We start from the raw sequence: 24,938 nt of genomic DNA, 5'->3' as shown, positions 1-24,938 counted from the left end.
GGGAAGAAGTCCAGGAGTATTCATGAGCATCATTGAAGTCACCGGTAATCCGCGACACGATCAACTCGTTCATTACATTACAGAACGCGGCTATATGAATATCGAAGAGCTGGCGCAATTGCTGGACGTTTCCACGCAAACGGTGCGCAGGGATATTCGTAAGCTTAGTGAGCAGGGTCTGATCACTCGCCATCATGGGGGAGCCGGACGCGTATCCAGCATCATGAATACCGCCTTCGAACAACGAGAGTTGTCACTTACCCAGGAAAAAGAAGCGATTGCGGAAGCGGTTGCCGATTATCTCCCGGAGCGTTGTACGGTTTTTATTACCATTGGTACAACGGTGGAAGCCGTCGCGCGAGCGTTGCTAAACCGTCGGGACTTACGCATCATCACAAATAGCCTTCGCGTCGCGCAAATCCTGTATAAGAATCAAGATATTGAAGTCATGGTACCCGGTGGAACATTACGTGCACATAATGGCGGTATCGTTGGGCCTGGAGCAGTGAACTTTATTGAAGGGTTCCGTGCTGACTATTTGATTACCAGCATTGGCGCGATTGAAGAAGACGGTACGCTGCTGGAATTTGATGTTAACGAGGCGCTTGTCGCCAAGACCATGATCAAACATACGCGAAATACGCTATTGGTTGCCGATCACACTAAATTCTCCGCATCGGCCGCTGTGTCTATTGGTAATATACGTAAAATACGGGCATTTTTTACCGATGCCCCACCACCAAACTCTTTCAAGCAATTACTTGATGTAGAGAATATTGAACTGGTCATTGCAGATCAGGAAGCCTCCTGATTTTGTTGATAAAAAAGCCGCTGAAAATCAGCGGCTTTTTCATTCTATCCGATAGAGAAGCGCATCACGCCTCTGCAGCTTGCAGCATTTTCTTTCTTTCGCTAATACGCTTAACCAGCATCACGGAGACAATCGCGCCACAGAAGGCGAAACACGCCATAATGCCAAACACGATTTTATAGCCGATAAGACCTGGGTTTAAATCCAGAATATATCCGTACAGGCTGAAACAGAACATCGCGGGGGCGTATCCGATAAAGCTGCCCAAAGCCATTGCCGCACCCGTTTGGTTCTCAGCAATTTTGGCTTCACCAATCGGGGCAAAGAAAACGGCACGCTGGGTAAATACGATGGCACCGAAGCCCAGCGTACACATCATACCTAAATAAACCGGCATGCTTTCATGCGGCAAAACCATCAGCAGAACCAGAGCCACCGTACTGATCATGAACGTATAGCATAAGTATTTACTGGGGGACTTCAGGATTTTATCCGAGATCATCCCACCAATCGGGCCACCAACCATTTTCAGGCAATACTGGTTAATGATCCCGTAAGCACCCACCAGCGCGACCGGCAGCATGTAGATGTTTTTCAGGAACGGGATGAAGAACGTTAATCCGCAATACACGGCGTAAACAAAAAAGACGTTGAAGGCGATTAACCAGATGGTCTTATCCTTCAGTACCGATGACATACTCGGGTTTTTCGGCGCATCTTCGGCATCCTGCACTTTTGCCGCCGGCGCTTCTTCTTTATCGTTCAACACAAAGAAGATGATAACCCCCACCATAATCACGATGGCAGAGTAAAACCAGATACCCGCTTTAAATCCCAGTAGTCCACTACCAAACCAGGTGAAGACAGCCAGCGCGGAAAACGCAACAACCGTATCAACAATACCGCGTCCCGTCTCAAAGAAACCAAACAACCGCCCTTGCTGTTCGCTATTGCCCAACCGGCTGACTGATTTTAGTAGCACGGGCCAGTTCATCATGTCACAGGTAACACCAAACAGCGCCCAGACGAAGAGTATCCCCCAATAACCAGGCATCGTAGTCAGATAGACACCCAACAACCCCGTCGCAATCAGAGATAAAGACATCGTGTATTTACGTGGCAGTTTATCTGCAAAATAAATAGATAAGAAAAATCCCACGGTTGTCACAAATGAGTTCACCGACATTGCATTGCCAATCTGCCCATTAGTCAAATGGAAGTATTCCTGCATAGGAATATAGAACGCATCTTTCAGTGAGGGTAATTTGTAAATTGTACCGCCACACAGTGTTAACAGGCTAAAAAGCGCCCATTTCTTTTTTGTGAGCATAGCATCCCCTAAATGATTATATAAATCATTTGTTTTGAATAATAAAAATCCGTCCATTCACCAGGAATGGATTATGAATCCTAAAAAAATACGTTAGAGATTATTAATTATTTAGAATGTGATGCGCCTCATTTTTAATTTGCTGTAGCACGCTACGCACAAATTGTATTTGTTGGATGGCATCTTTTTTTTCTTTAATCAAACGAGCTTCGAGAAGGTCTGGTTCCGGCAGCGGCGTTTCACTCATCTGGCGCCATGGGATCCACGGATTGTCACCTTCATTATCGAAACGAAATGCTGGCGCATAATAATCAACTTCTTCTTCCAGCCCGTAAGCCGTTACCTGCGGCTTCTCATCACCCAGGCAGATCAGTTTCGTCAGCAGTTCCTTAAACGGCATGTCCCCCTGACCCGAGGTACAGGCTTTATGGCCCAGTCCCGCATTCTCATTAACAATTAACGCATCTTTAATATGTACCTGGGTAATATGCGGTGACATCGTATCTAGCGCCGTTAATGGATGCTCATTGGCATTGATCATATTGGCAAAATCAAACAGTAAAGAGAGCGATTCCATATCACTGTTCTGAATTAACGATACCAGTTCATGGCTCTTCAAATCTTCATGTTGTTCCAGGGTGAAAGTCAGACCGCTATCCTGATAGTGCTCGCGCAGGTAGTGGATATCCTGCGTAATCATCGCGAGTACTTCCTGAAGATTACCTTCGTAGCGTGGATAAAATCTAACGGAAGAGGCACCTGTTTTTAATGCGATAGCAACGGCCTGGTCAATGGCCTTTTTATCAGAAGAACTGGTCTCAATATGAAGATCAAGCTGTAGCTTACGCGCTTTATCACCAAATGCAGACAGCGCATTATCGTTCATATTTTCAAGAGAATAGCGTTCGCCATCAAGAACGTGGATTTTCACGCCACGCAGATTATTTTCACTGGCAATATCTAATAAATCACTCGGTAATATGCGCTCAACACGCATATTCAAATGATAAGCATAGGCATGAAGATAAAGGGGGAGGCTATCTACACGCGCCAGAATTTTATGTGCATTATCTTTAGTGACCATAAACATACCTACAAGTTAATGAAGAGATCAACTGCTTCAAAGCGCCAATACTCAATATCTATTTGTACGATGTTGCCATCGCTGTCAGCCCGATGTTTTTCAATAAGAATGGCAGGCATCCCGGTAGAACCACCAATAAACTTACTAATATCGCCGGCCATTCTGACGGGTTTAAAAGCCAGTTTTTTGATTACGGTTTCTTTTTTATATTCATTTTCCCATACGGAAGAAAATGACTGACTTTCAAGCTGTTCAATAAACCCCGGAGCAACCTTCGGGTTGATAAACGTTTCGTGGTAGAAAACTTTATGGCCTTCAAGCGCTCCCCAGCCCGTTATCCGATACAGTTCATCAGACGGCGTTACGGACACCAGTGGCGCGGCAACTTCCGGATATTGAGACACCCGACTTTTTTCGATAAACCCCCAGGACGGTTCTCTGCCCTGCTCAATTGCGGCACGCTGAAAGCTGGCTGATAATTCCGGGCTGTAGTTAAAGCGCGCCTGGGTGACGAACCATCCCTTGCGATCTTTACGAAAGATTCTGGATTCAGATTCCAGGTTTAATAACGCCTGACGTAAGGTCATCCGTTTGATGCCCAACAGCTCTCCCAACTCTCTTTCTGAAGGCAATTTGCCACCAGGCGTGGTGAGCCCTTCTTTTAACCAACGGTCTAACTTCTCTTTCGCATTCTCAACGGTCGACTGATTATTCGTCATTGTTTAATCCATTTGGTTTAAACCAGATGATTAATCATACGCTGACGTCGAAAACGAAAGCAAACCCCCTCCGCGAGCTTTAGAAATAATTGTGACAAAGCTCTCTTATGACGGGGTTCATACAGAAAAAGAGAGCACATGCGGTGGAGTTTGCCCAGAAATCAGGAACGACAGGCAAAAAAAAACCCCACCTCGTAAGGCGGGGTCTTGTCACGAGAAGAGCGTTAATTACTCTTCTTTCGCACCACGCATTGCACGGCGACGATCGTTTTCAGTCAGGTGACGTTTACGAATACGGATAGAAGTTGGTGTTACTTCTACCAGTTCGTCGTCATCGATGAATTCCAGAGCCTGCTCCAGAGTCATCTTAACCGGCGGAACCAGAACCGTTGCTTCGTCAGTACCGGACGCACGCATGTTGGTCAGTTTCTTACCGGTCAGGCAGTTTACAGTCAGGTCGTTAGAACGGCTGTGAATACCGATGATCTGGCCTTCGTAAACTTCAGCACCGTGACCCAGGAACAGCTTACCGCGGTCCTGCAGGCTGAACAGTGCGAACGCAACTGCTTTACCCTGGCCGTTGGAGATCAGTACGCCGTTCTGACGCTGACCCACATCACCCGCGCGAACGTCGTCGTAGTGGCTGAAGGTGGAGTACAGCAGACCGGTACCGGAAGTCATGGTCATGAATTCTGAACGGAAACCGATAAGCCCTCGGCTTGGGATCACGTAGTCAAGACGTACGCGGCCTTTGCCATCTGGATTCATGTTTTTCAGGTCGCCTTTACGCTCACCCAGAGCCTGCATCACAGAACCCTGGTGCTGCTCTTCGACGTCCAGCGTTACGTTCTCGAACGGCTCTTGTTTACGGCCATCGATTTCGCGGAAGATTACTTTCGGACGGGAAACCGCCATTTCGAAACCTTCACGACGCATGTTTTCGATCAGAACTGACAGGTGCAACTCACCACGACCGGATACACGGAATGCATCCGCATCTTCGGTTTCTTCAACGCGCAGCGCAACGTTGTGCACCAGTTCTTTGTTCAGGCGGTCAAGGATCTGACGAGAGGTAACATATTTACCTTCTTTACCACAGAACGGAGAGGTGTTTACGCAGAAGAACATGGTTACGGTCGGTTCATCAACGGACAGAGCTGGCAGCGCTTCGACATTCTGCGGGTCGCAGATGGTGTCGGAGATGTTCAGTTCACCCAGACCGGTGATCGCGATGATATCGCCTGCTTCGGCAATATCACTCTCGATACGCTCCAGACCCAGATGGGTCAGAACTTTACCGACTTTACCGTTACGGGTTTTGCCTTCGCTATCAATGATAGTGATCTGCTGGTTCGGTTTAACTTTACCGCGTTTGATGCGGCCGATACCGATTACGCCAACGTAGTTGTTGTAGTCCAGCTGGGAGATTTGCATCTGCAGCGGGCCATCAAGGTCTACGTTCGGAGCCGGTACGCGATCAACGATGGTCTGATACAGCGGAGTCATGTCTTCAGCCATGTCTTCGTGATCCAGACCAGCGATACCGTTCAGCGCGGAAGCGTAAACGATCGGGAAGTCCAGCTGCTCATCGGTAGCGTCGAGGTTAACGAACAGGTCAAATACCTGGTCAACAACCCAGTCAGGGCGCGCGCCAGGACGGTCAACTTTGTTGATAACAACAATTGGCTTCAGGCCATGGGCAAAGGCTTTTTTGGTCACGAAGCGCGTCTGCGGCATCGGACCGTCCATTGCATCCACCACCAGCAGCACGGAGTCGACCATGGACATTACACGTTCAACTTCACCACCGAAGTCGGCGTGCCCTGGGGTATCAACGATGTTGATACGGTAGTCATTCCATTTGATAGCGGTGTTTTTAGCGAGGATGGTAATCCCACGCTCTTTCTCCAAATCGTTGGAGTCCATCACGCGCTCTTGGGTTTCAGCACGTGCATCGAACGTACCGGATTGTTGGAGCAGCTTGTCTACCAGGGTCGTTTTACCATGGTCTACGTGCGCGATGATGGCGATGTTACGCAAATTTTCGATCACAACTTTGCCTCAGGCATTTTAGAAATAGCGCGTTATTGTACACGGATTAATCGCAGTACAAAACAGGATCACAAACATCCTCCGCAAACAAGTATTGCAGAGTTTCTTTGTGATCACATTCACGGAGCGTTAAAAGGGGTAATCTGAGGTGCTTTGCACCAATATGGTGCTTAATGTTCACATTGAAGCACTATAATGGTGCAACACAACCTTCATGGTGCAGCCCCTTTGCACGATGGTGCGCATGATAACGCCTTTTAGGGGCAATTTAAAAGTTGGCACAGATTTCGCTTTATATTTTTTACGGCGACACGGCCAATTTTTGCAGAATTGAAGACTTCGTTACCACGACGACAATGACCAATCCGGGAGAGTAAGTATGTCCGCTGAACACGTTTTGACGATGCTGAACGAACACGAAGTGAAGTTTGTTGATTTGCGCTTCACCGATACTAAAGGTAAAGAACAGCACGTCACTATTCCTGCTCATCAGGTAAATGCCGAATTCTTTGAAGAAGGCAAAATGTTTGACGGCTCCTCAATCGGTGGCTGGAAAGGCATTAACGAATCAGACATGGTGCTGATGCCAGATGCTTCCACCGCGCTCATTGACCCGTTCTTTGAAGAGTCTACCCTGATCATCCGTTGCGATATCCTGGAACCTGGTACGCTGCAGGGCTACGACCGCGACCCGCGCTCCATCGCTAAACGTGCTGAAGAATACCTGCGCGCTACCGGCATCGCAGATACCGTTCTGTTCGGGCCAGAGCCAGAGTTCTTCCTGTTTGACGACATTCGTTTCGGCGCGTCTATTTCCGGTTCCCACGTTGCTATCGATGACATCGAAGGCGCATGGAACTCCTCCACCAAATACGAAGGTGGCAACAAAGGTCACCGTCCTGGCGTCAAAGGCGGTTACTTCCCGGTTCCTCCGGTAGATTCTTCTCAGGACATCCGTTCTACCATGTGTCTGATCATGGAAGAGATGGGTCTGGTTGTTGAAGCGCACCACCACGAAGTCGCGACCGCGGGTCAGAACGAAATCGCAACCCGCTTTAACACCATGACTAAAAAAGCGGACGAAATTCAGATCTACAAATATGTCGTTCACAACGTTGCGCACCGTTTCGGTAAAACGGCGACCTTTATGCCAAAACCGATGTTTGGCGATAACGGCTCCGGCATGCACTGCCACATGTCCCTGTCCAAGAACGGCGTAAACCTGTTCTCTGGTGACAAATATGCAGGTCTGTCTGAGCAGGCGCTGTACTACATCGGCGGCGTTATTAAGCACGCTAAAGCGATCAACGCCCTTGCGAACCCGACCACCAACTCTTACAAGCGTCTGGTCCCGGGTTATGAAGCACCGGTCATGTTGGCTTACTCTGCCCGTAACCGTTCTGCGTCCATTCGTATTCCAGTTGTTGCTTCTCCGAAAGCGCGTCGTATCGAAGTGCGCTTCCCGGACCCGGCAGCTAACCCGTACCTGTGCTTTGCTGCACTGCTGATGGCTGGCCTGGACGGTATTAAGAACAAGATCCACCCAGGCGAAGCAATGGACAAAAACCTGTATGACCTGCCGCCAGAAGAAGCGAAAGAGATCCCACAGGTTGCAGGTTCTCTGGAAGAAGCACTGAAAGAACTGGATCTGGACCGCGAGTTCCTGACCGCAGGCGGCGTGTTCACCAATGAAGCAATCGATGCGTACATTGCACTGCGTCGCGAAGAAGATGACCGCGTGCGCATGACTCCGCACCCGGTAGAGTTTGAGCTGTACTACAGCGTTTAATCGTTTGAGTTGCCGTGGAACTTTTAGCCTGCTCAGGCAGGCTTGAGATCGATGGCGAATGATAGGACGCCTGATGGCGCGAACTTATCAGGCCTGGCGGGTAACATTACCTTGCAGGCCGGATAAGGCAGAGCCGCCATCCGGCATCTACGTTTGCCAGTCATCTGTAGCCCATCTCTGGATGGGCTTTTTTCTCCACTAACAACCTGTTCTCTCGCGCTTTTTATGCATAAAAAGCTATAATGCACTAAATTGGTGCAACACTTTTCTGGAGACTGCTGAATGGCAACCGGCACGCTGCCCGATGCTGGGCAGATCCTCAATTCGTTAATCAACAGTATTTTACTCGTCGACGATGAGCTGGCGGTGCATTACGCCAACCCGGCGGCGCAACAACTGCTCGCGCAAAGTTCCCGCAAACTGTTTGGCACACCGCTGCCCGATTTACTGAGTTATTTCTCCCTGAACATTGGACTAATGCGAGAAAGCCTGGAAGCGGGCCAGGGCTTCACGGATAACGAAGTGATGCTGGTGATAGACAGTCACTCACATATCCTCTCTGTGACCGCGCAGAGGCTGCCTGATGGCCTTATCCTGCTGGAGATGGCACCTATGGATAACCAGCGCCGTCTGAGTCAGGAGCAACTGCAGCATGCCCAGCAGATTGCTGCCCGCGATCTGGTGCGTGGTCTGGCACACGAAATAAAAAATCCGTTGGGTGGCCTGCGCGGAGCAGCTCAGCTTCTTAGCAAAGCGCTTCCGGACCCGGCGCTGACGGAATATACCAAAGTCATTATTGAGCAGGCTGACCGCCTGCGTAATCTGGTTGATCGCCTGTTGGGGCCGCAACAGCCAGGTATGCATATCACGGAAAGCATTCATAAAGTGGCAGAGCGCGTGGTGGCGCTGGTGTCGATGGAGCTCCCCGAAAACGTCACGCTGATTCGTGATTACGACCCTAGCCTGCCAGAACTGCTGCACGATCCGGATCAGATAGAACAAGTTCTGCTAAATATCGTGCGTAATGCTCTACAGGCGCTGGGACCGGAAGGCGGAGAAATTATTCTGCGCACCCGCACCGCGTTTCAGCTTACGCTGCACGGTATGCGCTACCGTCTGGCAGCACGTATTGATGTCGAGGACAACGGTCCGGGCATTCCCTCGCATTTGCAGGATACGCTGTTCTACCCAATGGTCAGCGGCCGCGAAGGCGGTACCGGACTTGGATTATCCATCGCCCGTAATTTGATCGATCAACATTCCGGCAAAATTGAATTTACCAGTTGGCCGGGTCATACCGAATTCTCGGTTTACCTGCCTATCAGGAAATAAAGGTGACGTTTATGCAACGAGGAATAGTCTGGGTAGTTGATGACGATAGTTCCATCCGTTGGGTGCTTGAACGTGCGCTCGCAGGGGCAGGACTAAGCTGCACCACATTTGAAAGTGGTAAAGAGGTGCTGGATGCGCTTGCCAGCAAAACGCCGGACGTACTGCTGTCAGATATTCGCATGCCGGGGATGGACGGTCTGACGCTGTTAAAACAGATTAAGCAGCGTCACCCGATGCTTCCGGTCATCATAATGACTGCCCATTCCGATCTGGATGCCGCCGTGAGCGCTTACCAGCAAGGGGCGTTCGACTATCTACCCAAACCTTTTGATATTGACGAAGCGGTAGCGCTGGTCGAGCGCGCCATAAGCCATTATCAGGAACAGCAGCAGCCGCGTAATATTCAGATCAACGGCCCGACCACCGATATCATCGGCGAAGCGCCCGCGATGCAGGATGTGTTCCGCATCATTGGCCGCCTCTCCCGCTCGTCAATCAGTGTGCTGATCAACGGAGAATCCGGGACGGGTAAAGAGCTGGTCGCCCACGCCCTGCACCGCCACAGCCCGCGCGTCAAAGCACCGTTTATCGCGCTTAACATGGCAGCCATTCCGAAGGATTTGATTGAGTCTGAACTATTTGGCCACGAAAAAGGGGCGTTTACCGGGGCGAATACCATTCGTCAGGGGCGTTTCGAACAGGCTGATGGCGGCACCCTCTTCCTTGATGAAATTGGCGATATGCCGCTGGACGTGCAGACACGTTTGTTGCGCGTATTAGCCGATGGACAGTTTTACCGCGTTGGCGGTTACGCCCCCGTAAAGGTAGATGTTCGGATTATCGCGGCCACCCACCAGAACCTGGAACTGCGCGTGCAGGAAGGCAAATTCCGTGAGGATTTATTCCACCGTCTGAACGTAATTCGCGTTCATTTGCCCCCGCTGCGTGAGCGTCGGGAAGATATCCCCCGTCTGGCACGTCATTTCCTGCAGGAAGCCGCCCGCGAGTTGGGTGTGGAAGCCAAGCAACTCCACCCAGAAACCGAAGCGGCACTTACGCGTCTGGCCTGGCCAGGTAACGTTCGTCAGCTTGAAAACACCTGTCGCTGGCTGACCGTAATGGCTGCCGGGCAGGAAGTGCTGATTCAGGACTTACCGGCCGAACTGTTTGAAGCCAGCGTGCCCGATGCGCCTTCGCATATGCAGCCGGACAGTTGGGCAACCCTGTTGGCACAATGGGCAGACCGGGCATTGCGATCCGGTCATCAAAACTTGCTGTCAGAGGCTCAACCGGAGATGGAGCGGACGCTGTTGACCACCGCACTGCGTCATACCCAGGGACACAAACAGGAAGCGGCACGCTTGCTCGGCTGGGGGCGTAATACCTTGACGCGCAAGTTAAAAGAACTCGGAATGGAGTGACGAAAAGTCACTGTGTAAAGATTGATAATTGAGCGCAAATTGCTGCTATTTTGCGCTTTACTGTTCCGATGAGTTAAGTATGATCGTGCCCGGCAAACGGGGGGAAGTCATCATGCTGGAATCAATCATTAATCTGCTATCGAGCGGCTCAGTCGACAGCCACACACCACAAACTGCGGTTGCCGCAGTGCTGTGTGCTGCGCTGGTTGGGCTGTTTAGCTGAAGGCGCGCCGGATGGCGCTAACGCTTATCCGGCCTACAGGTTATCGCGACGTGTAGGCCCGGTAAGCAAAGCGCCACCGGACGACGTCATTAAATCACCCGAGAGAACTGCTGCATCCGCGCTTTCTGGCGTAGATAAGCATCAAAGCACATGCAAATATTACGGATCAACAGGCGACCCTTCGGCGTAACCTGAATTCCCTTCTCATCCACATCCACCAGCCCATCTTTCGCCAGTGGCGCCAACAGCTTCAGATCTTCAGCAAAATAATCCGCAAAGTTCACATCCCATTGCTGTTCCACAGCGGCATAGTCGAGGCGGAAGTTGCAGATCAGCAGCTTAATAACATCCCGACGAATGCAGTCATCGCGGGTCAGCGCAATACCGCGCCACAGTGCATTCCCTTGTTCATCCACCTGCTGATAATAGTGCTTCAGTTCTTTTTGGTTCTGTGCGTAGTTGTCGCCAATCATACTGATGGCGGATACGCCCATACCCAGCAAGTCGGTATCGCCCTGGGTGGTATAGCCCTGGAAATTCCGATGCAGAACACCTTCGCGCTGGGCAATTGCCAGCTCGTCGTCCGGACGGGCAAAGTGATCCATTCCAATGAACTGATAGCCCGTTTCGGTTAGTGAAGAGATGGTTTCCTGCAGGATATCCAGCTTTTGCTGTGCGCTGGGCAGGTCAGCATCTTTAATCTTGCGCTGGGCGGCGAAAAGCGTTGGCAGGTGCGCATAGTTAAAGACGCTCAGACGATCGGGATTCAACTCCGCCACCCGCTTCAGGGTGAAAGCAAAGCTTTCCGGCGTCTGTTTTGGCAGGCCGTAAATAAGGTCGATATTCGTCGAGGTGAAACCGATCTCACGCGCATGGTTAAGTAGCGCAAAGATAAATTCCTCGTCCTGCTCACGGTTCACCAGGCGCTGAACGTCTTTGTTGAAGTCCTGCACCCCCATGCTCAGGCGATTAAACCCTTCAGCTCGTAAATGATCGAGAACATCCAGCTCGATTTCACGCGGATCCACTTCGATCGAAATTTCGGCATCCGCGTTAAACTGAAAGTTAGCCCGCAGCAGCGTCATTAAGCGGCTGATTTGCGCTTTATTTAAGTAAGTTGGCGTACCGCCGCCCCAGTGCAGCTGGCTGACATGCCGTCCAGAAAACAACGGTGCGCGGTGAATAATTTCTTGTTCCAGGGCATCGAGGTATTGATCGGCTTTATGCTGCTGACGGGTCACAATCTTATTACAGCCACAGAAGTAACACAGTTTATGACAGAACGGGATGTGAACGTATAACGAAAGTGGGCGCTCAGGGTAACGCGCCACAGCGTGTAAAAACGCGTCTGCACCGTAGTCTTCAGAGAACTCCAGCGCGGTCGGGTACGAGGTATATCGTGGCCCGGAATAGTTATATTTCTGGATCAGGGCCAGGTCCCAGTCTATTAGCTGTTCAGACATGCTCACTCCTTCCGATGGCGTCTCTGGCGGGTACGGCGTACCGGCTTAACCCCAGTGCGGGTGATAAGCCGGTTGCGCAGCCACTTCTGTCGCCGCGACAACCGCTGTAGTTTAACGAATAACCACACCAGATAACATATAACCGGAAGGGTTATAAGCAGGACAGGAAGACCCACGGTGTAAAACCGTTAGTTGCCACCTTTCAGCAGGCGCATCATATCTTCCTGCTTTTCTTCCTCATCCTCTTCTTCGTCATCCTCGTAAGAGAGACCCAGCTTTTGCATCAGCTCGTCGATGCGATCCAGTTTGGCATCTACCCAGGCCTGATCTTCTGCGCTCAGGGTTTCTCCGGTTTCAAGACGTTCCAGCAGCGCATCCAGGCGCTCATCCGTTTCCAGTAAATCCAACTCAGCCTGTGGTGAAAGCATAGGTTTCTCACTTTTCGGTTTGTGCTGTTTGGTGACTTTTTCGGTCACACCCAATGGAATGGGGGTTTTACTGCCAATACGAGGATCTTTCTGTTTGTTTTGGTTTCCGCCACCTGATGCGCCATCACTACCGGACGCACGGCTACCCGCCGCATGACCACGGTGTTTTTTCTGACGCTTACGGTCGCGAGCTTCCTGATTAATTTCTTCGCGTGTTTTGCGACGCGCTTTTGCAGGACCTTTACCGCGTGGTGTAGAAGTTGGTTTCATCATGATTCGTCTTTGGCTGTTTTTATTCAGTATATATTTGCGCCGGAATCTAGCAGAAATAAAGAAAAAAGGCGACAGAGTAATCTGTCGCCTTTTTTCCTGACTCTCAACCCTCAGCGGGCTCTACAATCCCTGTCGGCTATCAACACACCCTGTTTTCCCTTAGCCTGCAACATTCCGTGTTGTTTCCATTTCCTTTTACTCACGTCTCCGGACGTTTGTCTTCCTGACAATCCTGTGTCTTCGCCTCCTGGCGCTCCTGACCCTCATCCTGAGTCGTTTATCCTGTCAGCTTCCTCGCTATGGGCGCTACTTTACCTTTTTCACGTAACGGCACAAGTAAGCTGGGTAACAGTTTGCATTAATCAGAATCCCAATAAAATATAATCATATGATTTATATACATTATATTGTTTTTCGCTCTGTCATCTCGCATAGATACTGTCGGCAATGTCTCACAAAGCTCGAGGTTTTTACTTACACTGGCCACGTGTCGAAAAACCAGTCTTTTGCTGGTGTTCAGGTATAATCGCTGCAAAGCCTTGATTGATGGAGACGACCACGTTGACTAACTTGAATTATCAACAGACGCATTTTGTGATGAGTGCGCCTGATATTCGCCATTTACCTTCCGATACGGGAATCGAAGTGGCTTTTGCTGGCCGTTCCAACGCAGGCAAATCCAGTGCGCTAAATACCCTGACCAATCAAAAGAGTCTGGCGCGTACCTCTAAAACACCAGGCCGAACTCAGCTCATCAACTTGTTTGAAGTTGTGGATGGTAAACGCCTGGTCGACCTGCCAGGTTATGGTTATGCCGAAGTCCCGGAAGAGATGAAGCGTAAATGGCAGCGCGCGCTGGCTGAATACCTGGAAAAACGCCAGAGCCTGCAGGGTCTGGTGGTATTAATGGACATCCGTCACCCGCTAAAAGATCTCGACCAGCAGATGATCCTGTGGGCTGTTGAGAGCAACGTTCAGGTTCTGGTTCTACTGACTAAAGCAGATAAGCTGGCCAGTGGTGCCCGGAAAGCACAGCTGAACATGGTGCGTGAAGCGGTGCTGGCGTTTAATGGCGATGTGCAGGTAGAAGCGTTCTCATCGCTGAAAAAGCTGGGCGTGGATAAACTGCGTCAGAAACTGGATAGCTGGTTTAGTGAGCTGGCACCCGTTGAAGAGATGCAGGACGGGGAATAATCCACGGATATGCCGGATGGCGCCGCTGTGTGTCTTATCCGGCCTACAGCATGTGCAAAACCTTTCTTTCGCACAATAAAAAACGCCCCAGTCATTACTGACTGGGGCGGCTAAAATATTCAGCCAAATCCGATTACGTGAAGTAAAAGGTCTGAAAGATAGAACATCTTACCTCTGTACCCTACGCGGATAACTTTACTCTTTTTTGAGCAGCTCAGAAAGCACTTTTTGTAATTTTTTTTCATTCCCGCCATAGGGATTTCTAATGGACATCACAAAAAGCTCTATCTTATGTTGCTTAGTTACGAAAAAAGCGCGTTATTCAGTAAACCCTTAATGCGCCTGATCCCAGTTCTCACCACTACCAACTTCCACCAGCAATGGCACATCAATTTGCGTCTCGTTTTCCATCAGCTGATGGATCTTTTTCGACACGCTTTCCAGGTCATCTTTGTGCACTTCAAACACCAGTTCATCGTGCACCTGCATGATCATGCGCACGCGCGGCCGCTCTGTTTGCAGCCACCCGTCCACGGCAATCATGGCCCGCTTAATTATATCTGCGGCAGTACCCTGCATCGGAGCGTTAATTGCAGCACGTTCTGCACCGGCACGGCGAGCGCCATTACTGGATTTAATATCCGGTAAATAGAGGCGACGCCCTTCCAGCGTTTCAACGTAACCTTGCTCTTTTGCCTGTGCACGCGTCCGTTCCATATATTCCAGCACGCCAGGGTAGCGCTCGAAGTAGAGATCCATGTACTTCTGTGCCTCTTTACGCGGAATATTCAACTGACGAGCAAGACCGAAAGCACTCATGCCATAGATCAGACCAAAGTTAATGGCTTTTGCGCTACGACGCTGTTCGCTGGTCACTGAATCGAGCGGTAAACCAAAAACCTCTGCCGCCGTTGCACGGTGAATATCTTTTCCTTCGGCAAACGCAGTAAGCAGGCCTTTATCGCGCGAAAGATGCGCCATAATACGCAGCTCGATCTGCGAGTAGTCCGCAGAGACAATCACGTAGTCTTCTGGCGCGATAAATGCCTGGCGAATACGACGACCTTCATCGTTACGTACCGGGATATTTTGCAGGTTAGGATCGGTTGAAGACAAACGTCCGGTAGCCGTGACAGCCTGGTGATATGAGGTATGCACGCGCCCGGTTTTTGGGTTGATCATCAATGGAAGCTTATCCGTGTAGGTCGACTTCAGTTTTGCTAACCCACGATATTCCAGGATAACTTTCGGCAACGGATAATCCAGCGCTAACTCTTCCAGCACCTCTTCCGACGTTGACGGCGCACCACCCGGTGTTTTCTTCAGCGGCTTGATACCCTGTTTTTCAAACAGAATCGTTTGCAGTTGCTTGGTTGAAGAGAGGTTAAACGCTTCTCCGGCAATTTCGTGCGCTTTTTGCTCCAGCGCATTCAAACGCAACGTCAGCTCTTCTGAGTGTTTGTGCAATACAGCAGGATCAATTTTCACACCGTTGCGCTCAACGCGGGACAGAACCGGGACCAACGGCATATCAATATTTTCGAAAACGTTTAGCGGCCCTTTGTGCTTCTGCAGTTCTGGCCACATCTTCAGGTGCAACTGAAGCGTAACATCGGCATCCTCTGCGGCATAGCGCCCGGCCTCTTCCAGTGCTATCTGGTTAAAGGTCAGCTGGTTTTTACCTTTCCCGGCAATTTCTTCAAAGGTGATTGTTTTATGTTTCAGCCAGCGATCTGACAGGCTGTCCATATCGTGTCGGCCTGCGACGCTGTTAAGAATGTAGGATTCGAGCATGGTATCAAAGACGATGCCGCGCAGTTCAATCCCGTAATTTGCCAGGATACCGCGATCGTACTTCAGGTTTTGCCCAACTTTATGCGCCTTTTCATCTTCCAACAGTGGCTTCAGTAACGCCAGCGCACGGTCACGAGAAATCTGATCGGGCGCATCCAGGTAATCATGGGCGACAGGAACATACGCAGCCACACCTGGCTCAATGGCAAAGGAGAGGCCAACCAGATTAGCGGAGATGTTATCCAGACTGTCAGTTTCTGTATCAAAGGCGAATACGGAGGCTTTTTTCAACTTCGCAATCCACGCTTCAAGCGTTTCTTCATCCAGAATCGTCACATAATTATCGTACGAGAGAACCGTGGCAGGTTCCTCAGGCGTTTCATCGACGACGATTGTTTCCTGCGGTTTAGCTGCCGGTTTCATCCCTTTCGCTTGTAGCCATTTACCGGCTTCAACGTCAGTAACCCAACGCTTGAATTCATACTGTTTAAACAGGCCAAGCAGTTCTTCTGCTGCTGGTTGGCGCACTTCCAGCTGCTCGCAGGTTAATTCCAGCTCAACATCCGTTTTGATGGTAGCCAGCTTATACGAGAGATACGCCACTTCTTTATTCTGCTCGAGTTTGCCTGCCATGGTTTTGGCACCACGGAAGGTCAGCCCTGCTATTTTATCTGATTCCGCATAGAGGGTATCCAGCCCACCCAAGCCCTGAAGCAGCGCCTGAGCCGTTTTTTCACCCACGCCAGGTACGCCAGGAATGTTATCGGAGGAATCACCCATCAGCGCCAGGAAATCAATGATCAGTTCAGGCGGGACACCGTACTTATTCACAACTTCATCCGGACCAAGGATCGTATTAGTCATGGTGTTAATGAGGGTGATGTTCGGCGTCACCAACTGAGCCATATCTTTATCGCCGGTGCTAATCAGCACCGGACGCCCCACCTTCTCAGCCTCACGTGCCAGCGTACCGATGACATCATCCGCCTCCACGCCTGAAACAGCCAACAATGGCAGCCCCATCGCTTTTACCATCGCATGTAGAGGCTCAATCTGCGCGCGTAAATCGTCCGGCATTGGCGGGCGATGCGACTTGTAGTGTTCGAATAATTCATCACGGAAGGTTTTACCCTTAGCGTCGAATACCACCGCAGCATGTGTAGGCTGATATTGCAGAATCAGGCTACGCAACATGTTGAGGACACCGTACATCGCACCGGTAGGCTCTCCTGCGCTGTTAGTCAGCGGCGGAAACGCGTGGTATGCGCGATACAGGTAAGATGAACCGTCTACAAGGATAAGTGGGTTTTCTGGGATCTGAACCATAATGTCCGTGCCTGTTTATCAGATTATGGGTAAAGGATGCCACAGACGGGATGAAAACATGAGTTTTTCGCCGCATTTGTCGAAAAACTTTTGCAGATCTTCTGCATTGCTCGCAAAGCGAACTGTGGATAACTTTGTGAATAAATAATTTTCAGCCCTTTAATTCCTGCAATACAATTTATGCATCATAATAATTTATTATATTTTTCATGGCGTTATTCTGATAAGTGGGATTTTATGTCATTTTTTCAGCTTATATCTGGATGTGGATAGATATTACCTTTTTTTCTATTCAGCGAAGATCCATCATTTGGTTCGTTTTCTGATAAAATCAGCCCCTTGCGCCTCATTTAGCGCACTATCTATGGCTAACCTTTTGAATAATTTAATTATGACGAGAATACTCGCTGCGATAACGCTGTTGCTGAGTATCGTATTGACCATATTGGTCACGATTTTTTGTTCTGTGCCGATCATCCTTGCAGGGGTTGTAAAACTCCTTTTGCCTATTCCTGTCGTCTGGCGCAAGGTTTCTGTCTTCTGTAATTTCATGATGTATTGCTGGTGTGAAGGTCTGGCTCTACTGCTGCACCTTAATCCACGATTAAAGTGGGATATCGAAGGGCTGGAAGGTCTTAGCAAGAAAAACTGGTACCTGCTCATTTGTAATCATTACAGCTGGGCCGACATCGTTGTGCTTTGCGTTCTGTTCCGTAAACACATTCCGATGAATAAATATTTCCTCAAGCAGCAGTTGGCCTGGGTCCCTTTTATTGGTCTGGCGTGTTGGGCTTTGGATATGCCGTTTATGAAACGCTATTCGCGTGGCTATCTGCTTCGTCATCCGGAACGACGCGGTAAAGATGTAGAAACAACGCGCCGTTCCTGCGAGAAATTTCGCGTACATCCGACAACCATTGTGAATTTTGTCGAAGGCTCACGTTTTACGGACGAGAAACGTCAGCAAACCCGTTCCCCGTACAGCAATCTGCTCCCGCCCAAGGCGGCAGGCATTGCAATGGCGCTAAACGTTCTGGGGTCACAGTTCGATAAATTGCTGAACGTTACGCTGTGTTATCCAGAAAATAGCCGTCATCCTTTCTACGATATGCTCAGCGGCAAGCTGACACGCATTGTCGTGCGAGTGAATCTCGAGCCGATTAGCGAAGAATTGCATGGTGATTACGTTAACGATAAGGCCTTTAAACGTCGGTTCCAGCAGTGGCTGAACATGCTCTGGAGCGAGAAAGATACACAATTAAATGCGATTAAAGCCTCAAATAAAAAAGCCGGTCTGTGACCGGCTTTTTCTTTTACTTCTGACCAACCAGGAATTTCACGGTGTCAGCATACTGCTGTACAAAGATATCCATGCTGCTGGTATCCATACCCTGCGGGTTCACCTGATATTTGCCATTAACAAACATCGCCGGCACGCCCTGCAGCTGCAAGTCAGCTGCCGCTTTTTCCTGCTGGGCAACAAGTGATTTCACCACGAAGCTATTCCATGCCGCATCATAGTCTTCACCTTTAATACCTGCGTCGACGAAGACCTTACGGATATCAGCGACAGACTGAACAGTCTGCGTTTTCTGTACCCCTTCAAACAACGGCACAGTCACCTGATCTTCAACGCCCAGTGCCATAGCAACAGCCCATGCCTGCGTCAGATCTTTACCTAAAGGCCCCAAAAACTCGACGTGATACTTAGTCATTTTGGTACCTTCTGGCAGCTTTTTCTTCACGTTATCAGATACGTGAAGGACTTCTTCAAACTGGTAGCAATGTGGGCAGTAGAAGGAGAAAAACTCCAACACCTGCGGTTCGCCCGCAACCGGCTTTTCCAGTGTGATGTACTGCTTACCATCCTGGAATTGCGCTGCCGATGCGCTAAAAGCTAAAACCATACCAGCCAGCGCCAGCCATATTTTTTTCATGTTCAAGTTTCTCCGATTAATACATTGGCGTTAATTGTAAGGGGGGCTCTTGCAGAATTTTTGCCTGCTCAATAAAGGTCGCGGTCTGACGCTGCCAGTAATCTTCCCCGGTTAACCATGGAAAATTTTTGGGGAAAGCTGGATCAGCCCAACGTCGAATCAGCCAGGCAAGATAATAAACTAAACGCATAGCGCGTAAAGGTTCTATCAGTCCGATTTCAGCGGTGTCAAATTCACTAAACTCTTCATAAGCCTCAATAATCGTTTCAAGCTGCATACGTTGCTCTGCTTTATCACCATTAAGAAGCATCCATAAATCCTGTATTGCAGGACCATTACGGGCATCATCCAAATCGACAAACATCGGGCCATCACGCCACAAAATATTACCTGCATGGCAATCACCGTGCAGGCGTAGCGACGCAAAACGCGTATGCCAGCGTTCGGTGACCACGGTAATCAGTGCGTCCGTTGCCTTCAGGAAGGCCGCCTTTTGTCCTGACGGAATGAGAGGCGCATGCTCAAAAAGCTTACGTGGCTCAGTCAGGTACTCTTCAAGACCTATAGTGGGGCGAAAGGTAAAAGGGTGTTTGCACCCGGTCTGGTGAAGACGGCCCAGGTAGCGACCCACGGCCTCCATCTGATCGATGTTATCGGCTTCAAACTGACGACCACCTACGCTGGGGAAGATCGCATAGTGAAAACCCTGATGACTCAGCAGCGTTTGACCATTCAGAACCAGAGGTACAGCGACCGGGACGTCATCACTAACCAGTTCCAGAGCAAATTGATGCTCTTCCTGAATCTGATCGACAGACCAACGCTCAGGGCGATAGAACTTCACGACAAAACGTCGGCGATCTTCATCCTGGAATTGATAAACACGGTTCTCATAGCTGTTTAGCGGGGTAAGACCAGAATCCACGCGGATGCCCTGTTCAAACAAGGCATCCATGATGGTATCAGGGTGTAGCGTCTGGAAAGTAAAAGCGTTGTCGTTCATCCCATCATCCAGAAATTACTACGAATGATTCAGGATATCATTTCACAGCGCTTTCGGTGGAGGCGCTTACAAGGTTTTACTCTTTAATTACGCCACGTGCGCGTAGAAGTGCAGTTTTAAAATCTTCTTCATAATCTTTTTGAATGCCAGGGATCACGGCGTCTTTCGCTGAGTCACGCATTTTCAGGTGATAGATCAGAATGTCATCAGTTAAATCCGCCAGTTCTCCGTCAAAACCTGACTCTTGCGCCAGTTTCTGTAAAAATTGCATCAGGTTAAGATCGGGTTCTTTCTGCCAGGCCGGCTGGAGGAGTTCGATAACTTCATTCAGACGTTTACATTTCATGGTTGTGCTCCTTACGCTCAATGTAGATACGTTAGCAGGGTCAATCCCACATTAAAAGAGGCGATATCAGTGATTCTGGATAGTGCAATAACAGGGGTTATCCTGGCCGGCGGTAAAGCCAGACGAATGGGTGGAGCAGATAAAGGTTTGCTTGAACTGGATGGAAAACCCCTTTGGCGATATGTGGCCGACACCCTCGCTTTGCAGGTCGAGACTGTTGTGGTTAACGCTAATCGCCACCTGGATATTTATCAGCAAAGCGGTCTGAAAGTCATCCCCGATGCCCTGGCTGATTATCCTGGCCCATTGGCCGGTATGCTGTCGGTTTTTCTACAGGCAGAAGGGAACTGGTTTCTGTTTTGCCCTTGTGATATGCCCTATATCCCCCACGATCTGGTCGCTCGTTTAACAGAACAACGCAAATCAGCCCCCGTTGTCTGGGTGCATGATGGTGAAAGAGATCACCCGACAATTGCACTGATGAACAGATCAATGCAGCCCCTGCTACAGGATTACCTGCAGTCTGGAGAACGACGCGTGATGGTCTTTATGCGCCAGGCAGGGGGACATTCCGTTGACTTTAGCGATCATAAAGATGCATTCGTGAATGTGAATACACCCGAAGAACTCGCCAGATGGCAGGATAAATCATGATCCCATTACTCGCCATTGCGGCCTGGAGCGGCACGGGGAAAACCACGCTGCTCAAAAAACTTATCCCGGAACTGTGTGCCAGAGGTATTCGTCCCGGATTGATTAAGCATACACACCACGATATGGATGTCGATAAGCCTGGCAAGGATAGCTATGAACTACGTAAAGCCGGAGCAGCACAAACGCTGGTTGCCAGCCAACAGCGTTGGGCGTTAATGGTTGAAACACCTGAAGAGCCCGAACTGGACCTGGCATATCTGGTTAGCCGGATGGATGTATCGACATTAGATATGGTGCTTATTGAAGGGTTTAAGCATGAACCTGTCGCGAAGATCCTGCTTTTTCGTGAAGGTTGCGGACATCGTGCAGAAGAGTTGGTTATAGACGAGCATGTTGTCGCAGTTGCCAGTGATGTCCCGCTTACTATAGATGTCCCATTGTTAGATATCAATGACATACAGAAAATTGCAAATTTTGTAACGCAATGGGTAGGACGATAATCGTAGACCGGATAAGACGTTTACACCGCCACCCAGCTATAAATTCTCCAAAAAATACAGACGAAAAAAAGCCCATCCGTCAGGATGGGCTTCTTCACTTGTTTGATGCCTGGCAGTTCCCTACTCTCGCATGGGGAGACCCCACACTACCATCGGCGCTACGGCGTTTCACTTCTGAGTTCGGCATGGGGTCAGGTGGGACCACCGCGCTACAGCCGCCAGGCAAATTCTGTTTTATCAACACGTCTTATTCCGACCTGTCGATGTTATCTGTATCAAGCTGAWAYTGATGTCTCTTCGCCAAAACAYCTTCGGCGTTGTAAGGTTAAGCCTCACGGTTCATTAGTATCGGTTAGCTCAATGTATCGCTACACTTACACACCCGACCTATCAACGTCGTCGTCTTCAACGTTCCTTCAGGACTCTCAAGGAGTCAGGGAGAACTCATCTCGGGGCAAGTTTCGTGCTTAGATGCTTTCAGCACTTATCTCTTCCGCATTTAGCTACCGGGCAATGCCATTGGCATGACAACCCGAACACCAGTGATGCGTCCACTCCGGTCCTCTCGTACTAGGAGCAGCCCCCCTCAATTCTCCAGCGCCCACGGCAGATAGGGACCGAACTGTCTCACGACGTTCTAAACCCAGCTCGCGTACCACTTTAAATGGCGAACAGCCATACCCTTGGGACCTACTTCAGCCCCAGGATGTGATGAGCCGACATCGAGGTGCCAAACACCGCCGTCGATATGAACTCTTGGGCGGTATCAGCCTGTTATCCCCGGAGTACCTTTTATCCGTTGAGCGATGGCCCTTCCATTCAGAACCACCGGATCACTAAGACCTGCTTTCGCACCTGCTCGAGCCGTCACTCTCGCAGTCAAGCTAGCTTATGCCTTTGCACTAACCTCCTGATGTCCGACCAGGATTAGCTAACCTTCGTGCTCCTCCGTTACTCTTTAGGAGGAGACCGCCCCAGTCAAACTACCCACCAGACACTGTCCGCAACCCGGGTAACGGGTCTACGTTAGAACACCAGCCATTAAAGGGTGGTATTTCAAGGGCGGCTCCATGCAGACTGGCGTCCACACTTCAAAGCCTCCCACCTATCCTACACATCAAGGACCAGTGTTCAGTGTCAAGCTATAGTAAAGGTTCACGGGGTCTTTCCGTCTTGCCGCGGGTACACTGCATCTTCACAGCGAGTTCAATTTCACTGAGTCTCGGGTGGAGACAGCCTGGCCATCATTACGCCATTCGTGCAGGTCGGAACTTACCCGACAAGGAATTTCGCTACCTTAGGACCGTTATAGTTACGGCCGCCGTTTACCGGGGCTTCGATCAAGAGCTTCTCCTTACGGATAACCCCATCAATTAACCTTCCGGCACCGGGCAGGCGTCACACCGTATACGTCCACTTTCGTGTTTGCACAGTGCTGTGTTTTTAATAAACAGTTGCAGCCAGCTGGTATCTTCGACTGATTTCAGCTCCATGAGTAAATCACTTCACCTACATATCAGCGTGCCTTCTCCCGAAGTTACGGCACCATTTTGCCTAGTTCCTTCACCCGAGTTCTCTCAAGCGCCTTGGTATTCTCTACCTGACCACCTGTGTCGGTTTGGGGTACGATTTCGTGTTACCTGATGCTTAGAGGCTTTTCCTGGAAGCAGGGCATTTGTTACTTCAGCACCGTAGTGCCTCGTCATCACACCTCAGCGTTAATAAGGTACCGGATTTACCTGGAACCTCCGCCTACATGCTTAAACCGGGACAACCGTCGCCCGGCTAACATAGCCTTCTCCGTCCCCCCTTCGCAGTAACACCAAGTACAGGAATATTAACCTGTTTCCCATCGACTACGCCTTTCGGCCTCGCCTTAGGGGTCGACTCACCCTGCCCCGATTAACGTTGGACAGGAACCCTTGGTCTTCCGGCGTGCGGGTTTTTCACCCGCATTATCGTTACTTATGTCAGCATTCGCACTTCTGATACCTCCAGCATCCCTCACAGGACACCTTCAACGGCTTACAGAACGCTCCCCTACCCAACAACACATAGTGTCGCTGCCGCAGCTTCGGTGCACAGTTTAGCCCCGTTACATCTTCCGCGCAGGCCGACTCGACCAGTGAGCTATTACGCTTTCTTTAAATGATGGCTGCTTCTAAGCCAACATCCTGGCTGTCTGTGCCTTCCCACATCGTTTCCCACTTAACTGTGACTTTGGGACCTTAGCTGGCGGTCTGGGTTGTTTCCCTCTTCACGACGGACGTTAGCACCCGCCGTGTGTCTCCCGTGATAACATTCTTCGGTATTCGCAGTTTGCATCGGGTTGGTAAGTCGGGATGACCCCCTAGCCGAAACAGTGCTCTACCCCCGAAGATGAATTCACGAGGCGCTACCTAAATAGCTTTCGGGGAGAACCAGCTATCTCCCGGTTTGATTGGCCTTTCACCCCCAGCCACAAGTCATCCGCTAATTTTTCAACATTAGTCGGTTCGGTCCTCCAGTTAGTGTTACCCAACCTTCAACCTGCCCATGGCTAGATCACCGGGTTTCGGGTCTATACCCTGCAACTTAACGCCCAGTTAAGACTCGGTTTCCCTTCGGCTCCCCTATTCGGTTAACCTTGCTACAGAATATAAGTCGCTGACCCATTATACAAAAGGTACGCAGTCACACCCCGAAGGATGCTCCCACTGCTTGTACGTACACGGTTTCAGGTTCTTTTTCACTCCCCTCGCCGGGGTTCTTTTCGCCTTTCCCTCACGGTACTGGTTCACTATCGGTCAGTCAGGAGTATTTAGCCTTGGAGGATGGTCCCCCCATATTCAGACAGGATACCACGTGTCCCGCCCTACTCTTCGAGTTCACAACACATGCACTTTTGTGTACGGGACTTTCACCCTGTATCGTGCGACTTTCCAGACGCTTCCACTAACACACATGCTGATTCAGACTCTGGGCTGCTCCCCGTTCGCTCGCCGCTACTGGGGGAATCTCGGTTGATTTCTTTTCCTCGGGGTACTTAGATGTTTCAGTTCCCCCGGTTCGCTTCATTACGCTATGTATTCACGTAATGATAGTGTGTCGAAACACACTGGGTTTCCCCATTCGGAAATCGCCGGTTATAACGGTTCATATCACCTTACCGACGCTTATCGCAGATTAGCACGTCCTTCATCGCCTCTGACTGCCAGGGCATCCACCGTGTACGCTTAGTCGCTTAACCTCACAACCCGAAGATGTTTCGTAAAACACC

At 50.0% G+C, this 24,938-nt stretch carries 21 protein-coding genes, 2 rRNA genes and 1 pseudogene; 9 read left to right on the top strand and 15 right to left on the bottom strand.

Annotated elements, in window-relative coordinates; all coding sequences use genetic code 11:
• Positions 1 to 22: 22 nt before the first annotated feature.
• Positions 23 to 811 (top strand): DeoR/GlpR family DNA-binding transcription regulator, encoded by a 789-nt coding sequence (locus OGX95_RS22435; RefSeq protein WP_286631024.1) that lies wholly within the window; start codon positions 23 to 25, stop codon positions 809 to 811.
• A 64-nt stretch (positions 812 to 875) separates the two neighbouring features.
• Here the strand turns inward: OGX95_RS22435 and OGX95_RS22430 are convergent, their stop codons facing one another.
• The 4 genes from OGX95_RS22430 to typA form a co-directional block, all read right to left on the bottom strand.
• Positions 876 to 2,141: an MFS transporter gene (locus tag OGX95_RS22430; RefSeq protein ID WP_286631023.1), complete on the bottom strand. Its 1,266-nt coding sequence runs from the start codon at positions 2,139 to 2,141 to the stop codon at positions 876 to 878.
• A gap of 103 nt (positions 2,142 to 2,244) precedes the next feature.
• Positions 2,245 to 3,225, bottom strand: a complete 981-nt coding sequence (locus tag OGX95_RS22425; RefSeq protein ID WP_286631022.1) for a sugar phosphate isomerase/epimerase family protein — start codon at positions 3,223 to 3,225, stop codon at positions 2,245 to 2,247.
• An 8-nt stretch (positions 3,226 to 3,233) separates the two neighbouring features.
• On the bottom strand, positions 3,234 to 3,944 hold the full coding sequence (locus OGX95_RS22420; RefSeq protein ID WP_286631021.1) for a GntR family transcriptional regulator: 711 nt from the start codon (positions 3,942 to 3,944) through the stop codon (positions 3,234 to 3,236).
• A gap of 228 nt (positions 3,945 to 4,172) precedes the next feature.
• A complete protein-coding gene (typA, locus tag OGX95_RS22415) occupies positions 4,173 to 5,996 on the bottom strand; it encodes a ribosome-dependent GTPase TypA (RefSeq protein ID WP_003028641.1) in 1,824 nt (607 codons plus the stop codon).
• Positions 5,997 to 6,375: 379 nt separating this feature from the next.
• On the opposite strand from typA, the gene glnA reads away from it, so the two are divergent.
• From glnA to OGX95_RS22395, 4 genes are all read left to right on the top strand, one after another.
• Positions 6,376 to 7,785 (top strand): glutamate--ammonia ligase, encoded by a 1,410-nt coding sequence (gene glnA / locus OGX95_RS22410; RefSeq protein WP_137381412.1) that lies wholly within the window; start codon positions 6,376 to 6,378, stop codon positions 7,783 to 7,785.
• A gap of 282 nt (positions 7,786 to 8,067) precedes the next feature.
• The gene (glnL, locus tag OGX95_RS22405) at positions 8,068 to 9,117 is read left to right on the top strand and encodes a nitrogen regulation protein NR(II) (protein ID WP_286631020.1); all 1,050 of its coding nucleotides are present in this window, start codon (positions 8,068 to 8,070) and stop codon (positions 9,115 to 9,117) included.
• An 11-nt stretch (positions 9,118 to 9,128) separates the two neighbouring features.
• Positions 9,129 to 10,538, top strand: coding sequence for a nitrogen regulation protein NR(I) (glnG, locus tag OGX95_RS22400; RefSeq protein WP_271449545.1), 1,410 nt, complete (start codon positions 9,129 to 9,131; stop codon positions 10,536 to 10,538).
• A gap of 112 nt (positions 10,539 to 10,650) precedes the next feature.
• Positions 10,651 to 10,761, top strand: a complete 111-nt coding sequence (locus OGX95_RS22395) for a YshB family small membrane protein (RefSeq protein WP_086523820.1) — start codon at positions 10,651 to 10,653, stop codon at positions 10,759 to 10,761.
• Between the two features lie 89 nt (positions 10,762 to 10,850).
• Here OGX95_RS22395 and hemN read toward each other — a convergent pair whose 3' ends face one another.
• From hemN to OGX95_RS22380, 3 genes and pseudogenes are all read right to left on the bottom strand, one after another.
• Complete coding sequence (hemN, locus tag OGX95_RS22390) at positions 10,851 to 12,224, bottom strand: oxygen-independent coproporphyrinogen III oxidase (protein WP_286631019.1); 1,374 nt, start codon at positions 12,222 to 12,224, stop codon at positions 10,851 to 10,853.
• A 188-nt stretch (positions 12,225 to 12,412) separates the two neighbouring features.
• Entirely contained in the window at positions 12,413 to 12,922 is a 510-nt protein-coding gene (gene yihI, locus OGX95_RS22385; RefSeq protein ID WP_271441489.1) for a Der GTPase-activating protein YihI, read from the bottom strand.
• Positions 12,923 to 13,035: 113 nt separating this feature from the next.
• A pseudogene (locus tag OGX95_RS22380) lies at positions 13,036 to 13,259 on the bottom strand (hypothetical protein).
• Between the two features lie 227 nt (positions 13,260 to 13,486).
• Between OGX95_RS22380 and yihA the strand changes: the two are divergent.
• Entirely contained in the window at positions 13,487 to 14,119 is a 633-nt protein-coding gene (gene yihA, locus OGX95_RS22375) for a ribosome biogenesis GTP-binding protein YihA/YsxC (protein WP_103771976.1), read from the top strand.
• 119 nt (positions 14,120 to 14,238) lie between these two features.
• Here yihA and spfP read toward each other — a convergent pair whose 3' ends face one another.
• The 3 genes from spfP to OGX95_RS22365 all read right to left on the bottom strand — a co-directional run bounded on the left by spfP (position 14,239) and on the right by OGX95_RS22365 (position 17,791).
• Positions 14,239 to 14,286, bottom strand: a complete 48-nt coding sequence (gene spfP / locus OGX95_RS23080) for a small protein SpfP (protein WP_071892919.1) — start codon at positions 14,284 to 14,286, stop codon at positions 14,239 to 14,241.
• A 166-nt stretch (positions 14,287 to 14,452) separates the two neighbouring features.
• Positions 14,453 to 17,239, bottom strand: a complete 2,787-nt coding sequence (polA, locus tag OGX95_RS22370; RefSeq protein ID WP_286631018.1) for a DNA polymerase I — start codon at positions 17,237 to 17,239, stop codon at positions 14,453 to 14,455.
• 306 nt (positions 17,240 to 17,545) lie between these two features.
• Complete coding sequence (locus OGX95_RS22365; RefSeq protein ID WP_286631091.1) at positions 17,546 to 17,791, bottom strand: hypothetical protein; 246 nt, start codon at positions 17,789 to 17,791, stop codon at positions 17,546 to 17,548.
• On the opposite strand from OGX95_RS22365, the gene yihG reads away from it, so the two are divergent.
• Positions 17,676 to 18,539, top strand: a complete 864-nt coding sequence (gene yihG, locus OGX95_RS22360; protein ID WP_271442771.1) for a 1-acylglycerol-3-phosphate O-acyltransferase, YihG family — start codon at positions 17,676 to 17,678, stop codon at positions 18,537 to 18,539. The genes OGX95_RS22365 and yihG overlap by 116 nt on opposite strands.
• A 13-nt stretch (positions 18,540 to 18,552) precedes the next feature.
• Here yihG and dsbA read toward each other — a convergent pair whose 3' ends face one another.
• The 3 genes from dsbA to OGX95_RS22345 form a co-directional block, all read right to left on the bottom strand.
• A complete protein-coding gene (dsbA, locus tag OGX95_RS22355) occupies positions 18,553 to 19,176 on the bottom strand; it encodes a thiol:disulfide interchange protein DsbA (RefSeq protein WP_137381405.1) in 624 nt (207 codons plus the stop codon).
• Between the two features lie 16 nt (positions 19,177 to 19,192).
• The gene (locus OGX95_RS22350) at positions 19,193 to 20,179 is read right to left on the bottom strand and encodes a serine/threonine protein kinase (RefSeq protein WP_286631017.1); all 987 of its coding nucleotides are present in this window, start codon (positions 20,177 to 20,179) and stop codon (positions 19,193 to 19,195) included.
• A 76-nt stretch (positions 20,180 to 20,255) separates the two neighbouring features.
• A complete protein-coding gene (locus OGX95_RS22345) occupies positions 20,256 to 20,525 on the bottom strand; it encodes a YihD family protein (RefSeq protein ID WP_003028616.1) in 270 nt (89 codons plus the stop codon).
• 69 nt (positions 20,526 to 20,594) lie between these two features.
• Between OGX95_RS22345 and mobA the strand changes: the two genes are divergently transcribed.
• Together mobA and mobB are read left to right on the top strand one after the other, a co-directional pair.
• The gene (gene mobA / locus OGX95_RS22340) at positions 20,595 to 21,179 is read left to right on the top strand and encodes a molybdenum cofactor guanylyltransferase MobA (protein ID WP_286631016.1); all 585 of its coding nucleotides are present in this window, start codon (positions 20,595 to 20,597) and stop codon (positions 21,177 to 21,179) included.
• Positions 21,176 to 21,679, top strand: a complete 504-nt coding sequence (gene mobB / locus OGX95_RS22335) for a molybdopterin-guanine dinucleotide biosynthesis protein MobB (protein WP_286631015.1) — start codon at positions 21,176 to 21,178, stop codon at positions 21,677 to 21,679. The genes mobA and mobB overlap by 4 nt, the downstream gene beginning before the upstream one ends.
• Positions 21,680 to 21,786: 107 nt before the next feature.
• Here the strand turns inward: mobB and rrf are convergent.
• Positions 21,787 to 21,902, bottom strand: a 5S ribosomal RNA gene (rrf, locus tag OGX95_RS22330).
• A 98-nt stretch (positions 21,903 to 22,000) separates the two neighbouring features.
• Positions 22,001 to 24,908, bottom strand: a 23S ribosomal RNA gene (locus OGX95_RS22325).
• Positions 24,909 to 24,938: the final 30 nt, after the last annotated feature.

Origin of the sequence: Citrobacter sp. Cu233 (genome assembly GCF_030332225.1) — a bacterium.
GTDB lineage: Bacteria > Pseudomonadota > Gammaproteobacteria > Enterobacterales > Enterobacteriaceae > Citrobacter.
The sequence above is the reverse complement of the archived record's forward strand: the minus strand, read 5'-3'. Positions and strand labels throughout refer to the sequence as shown.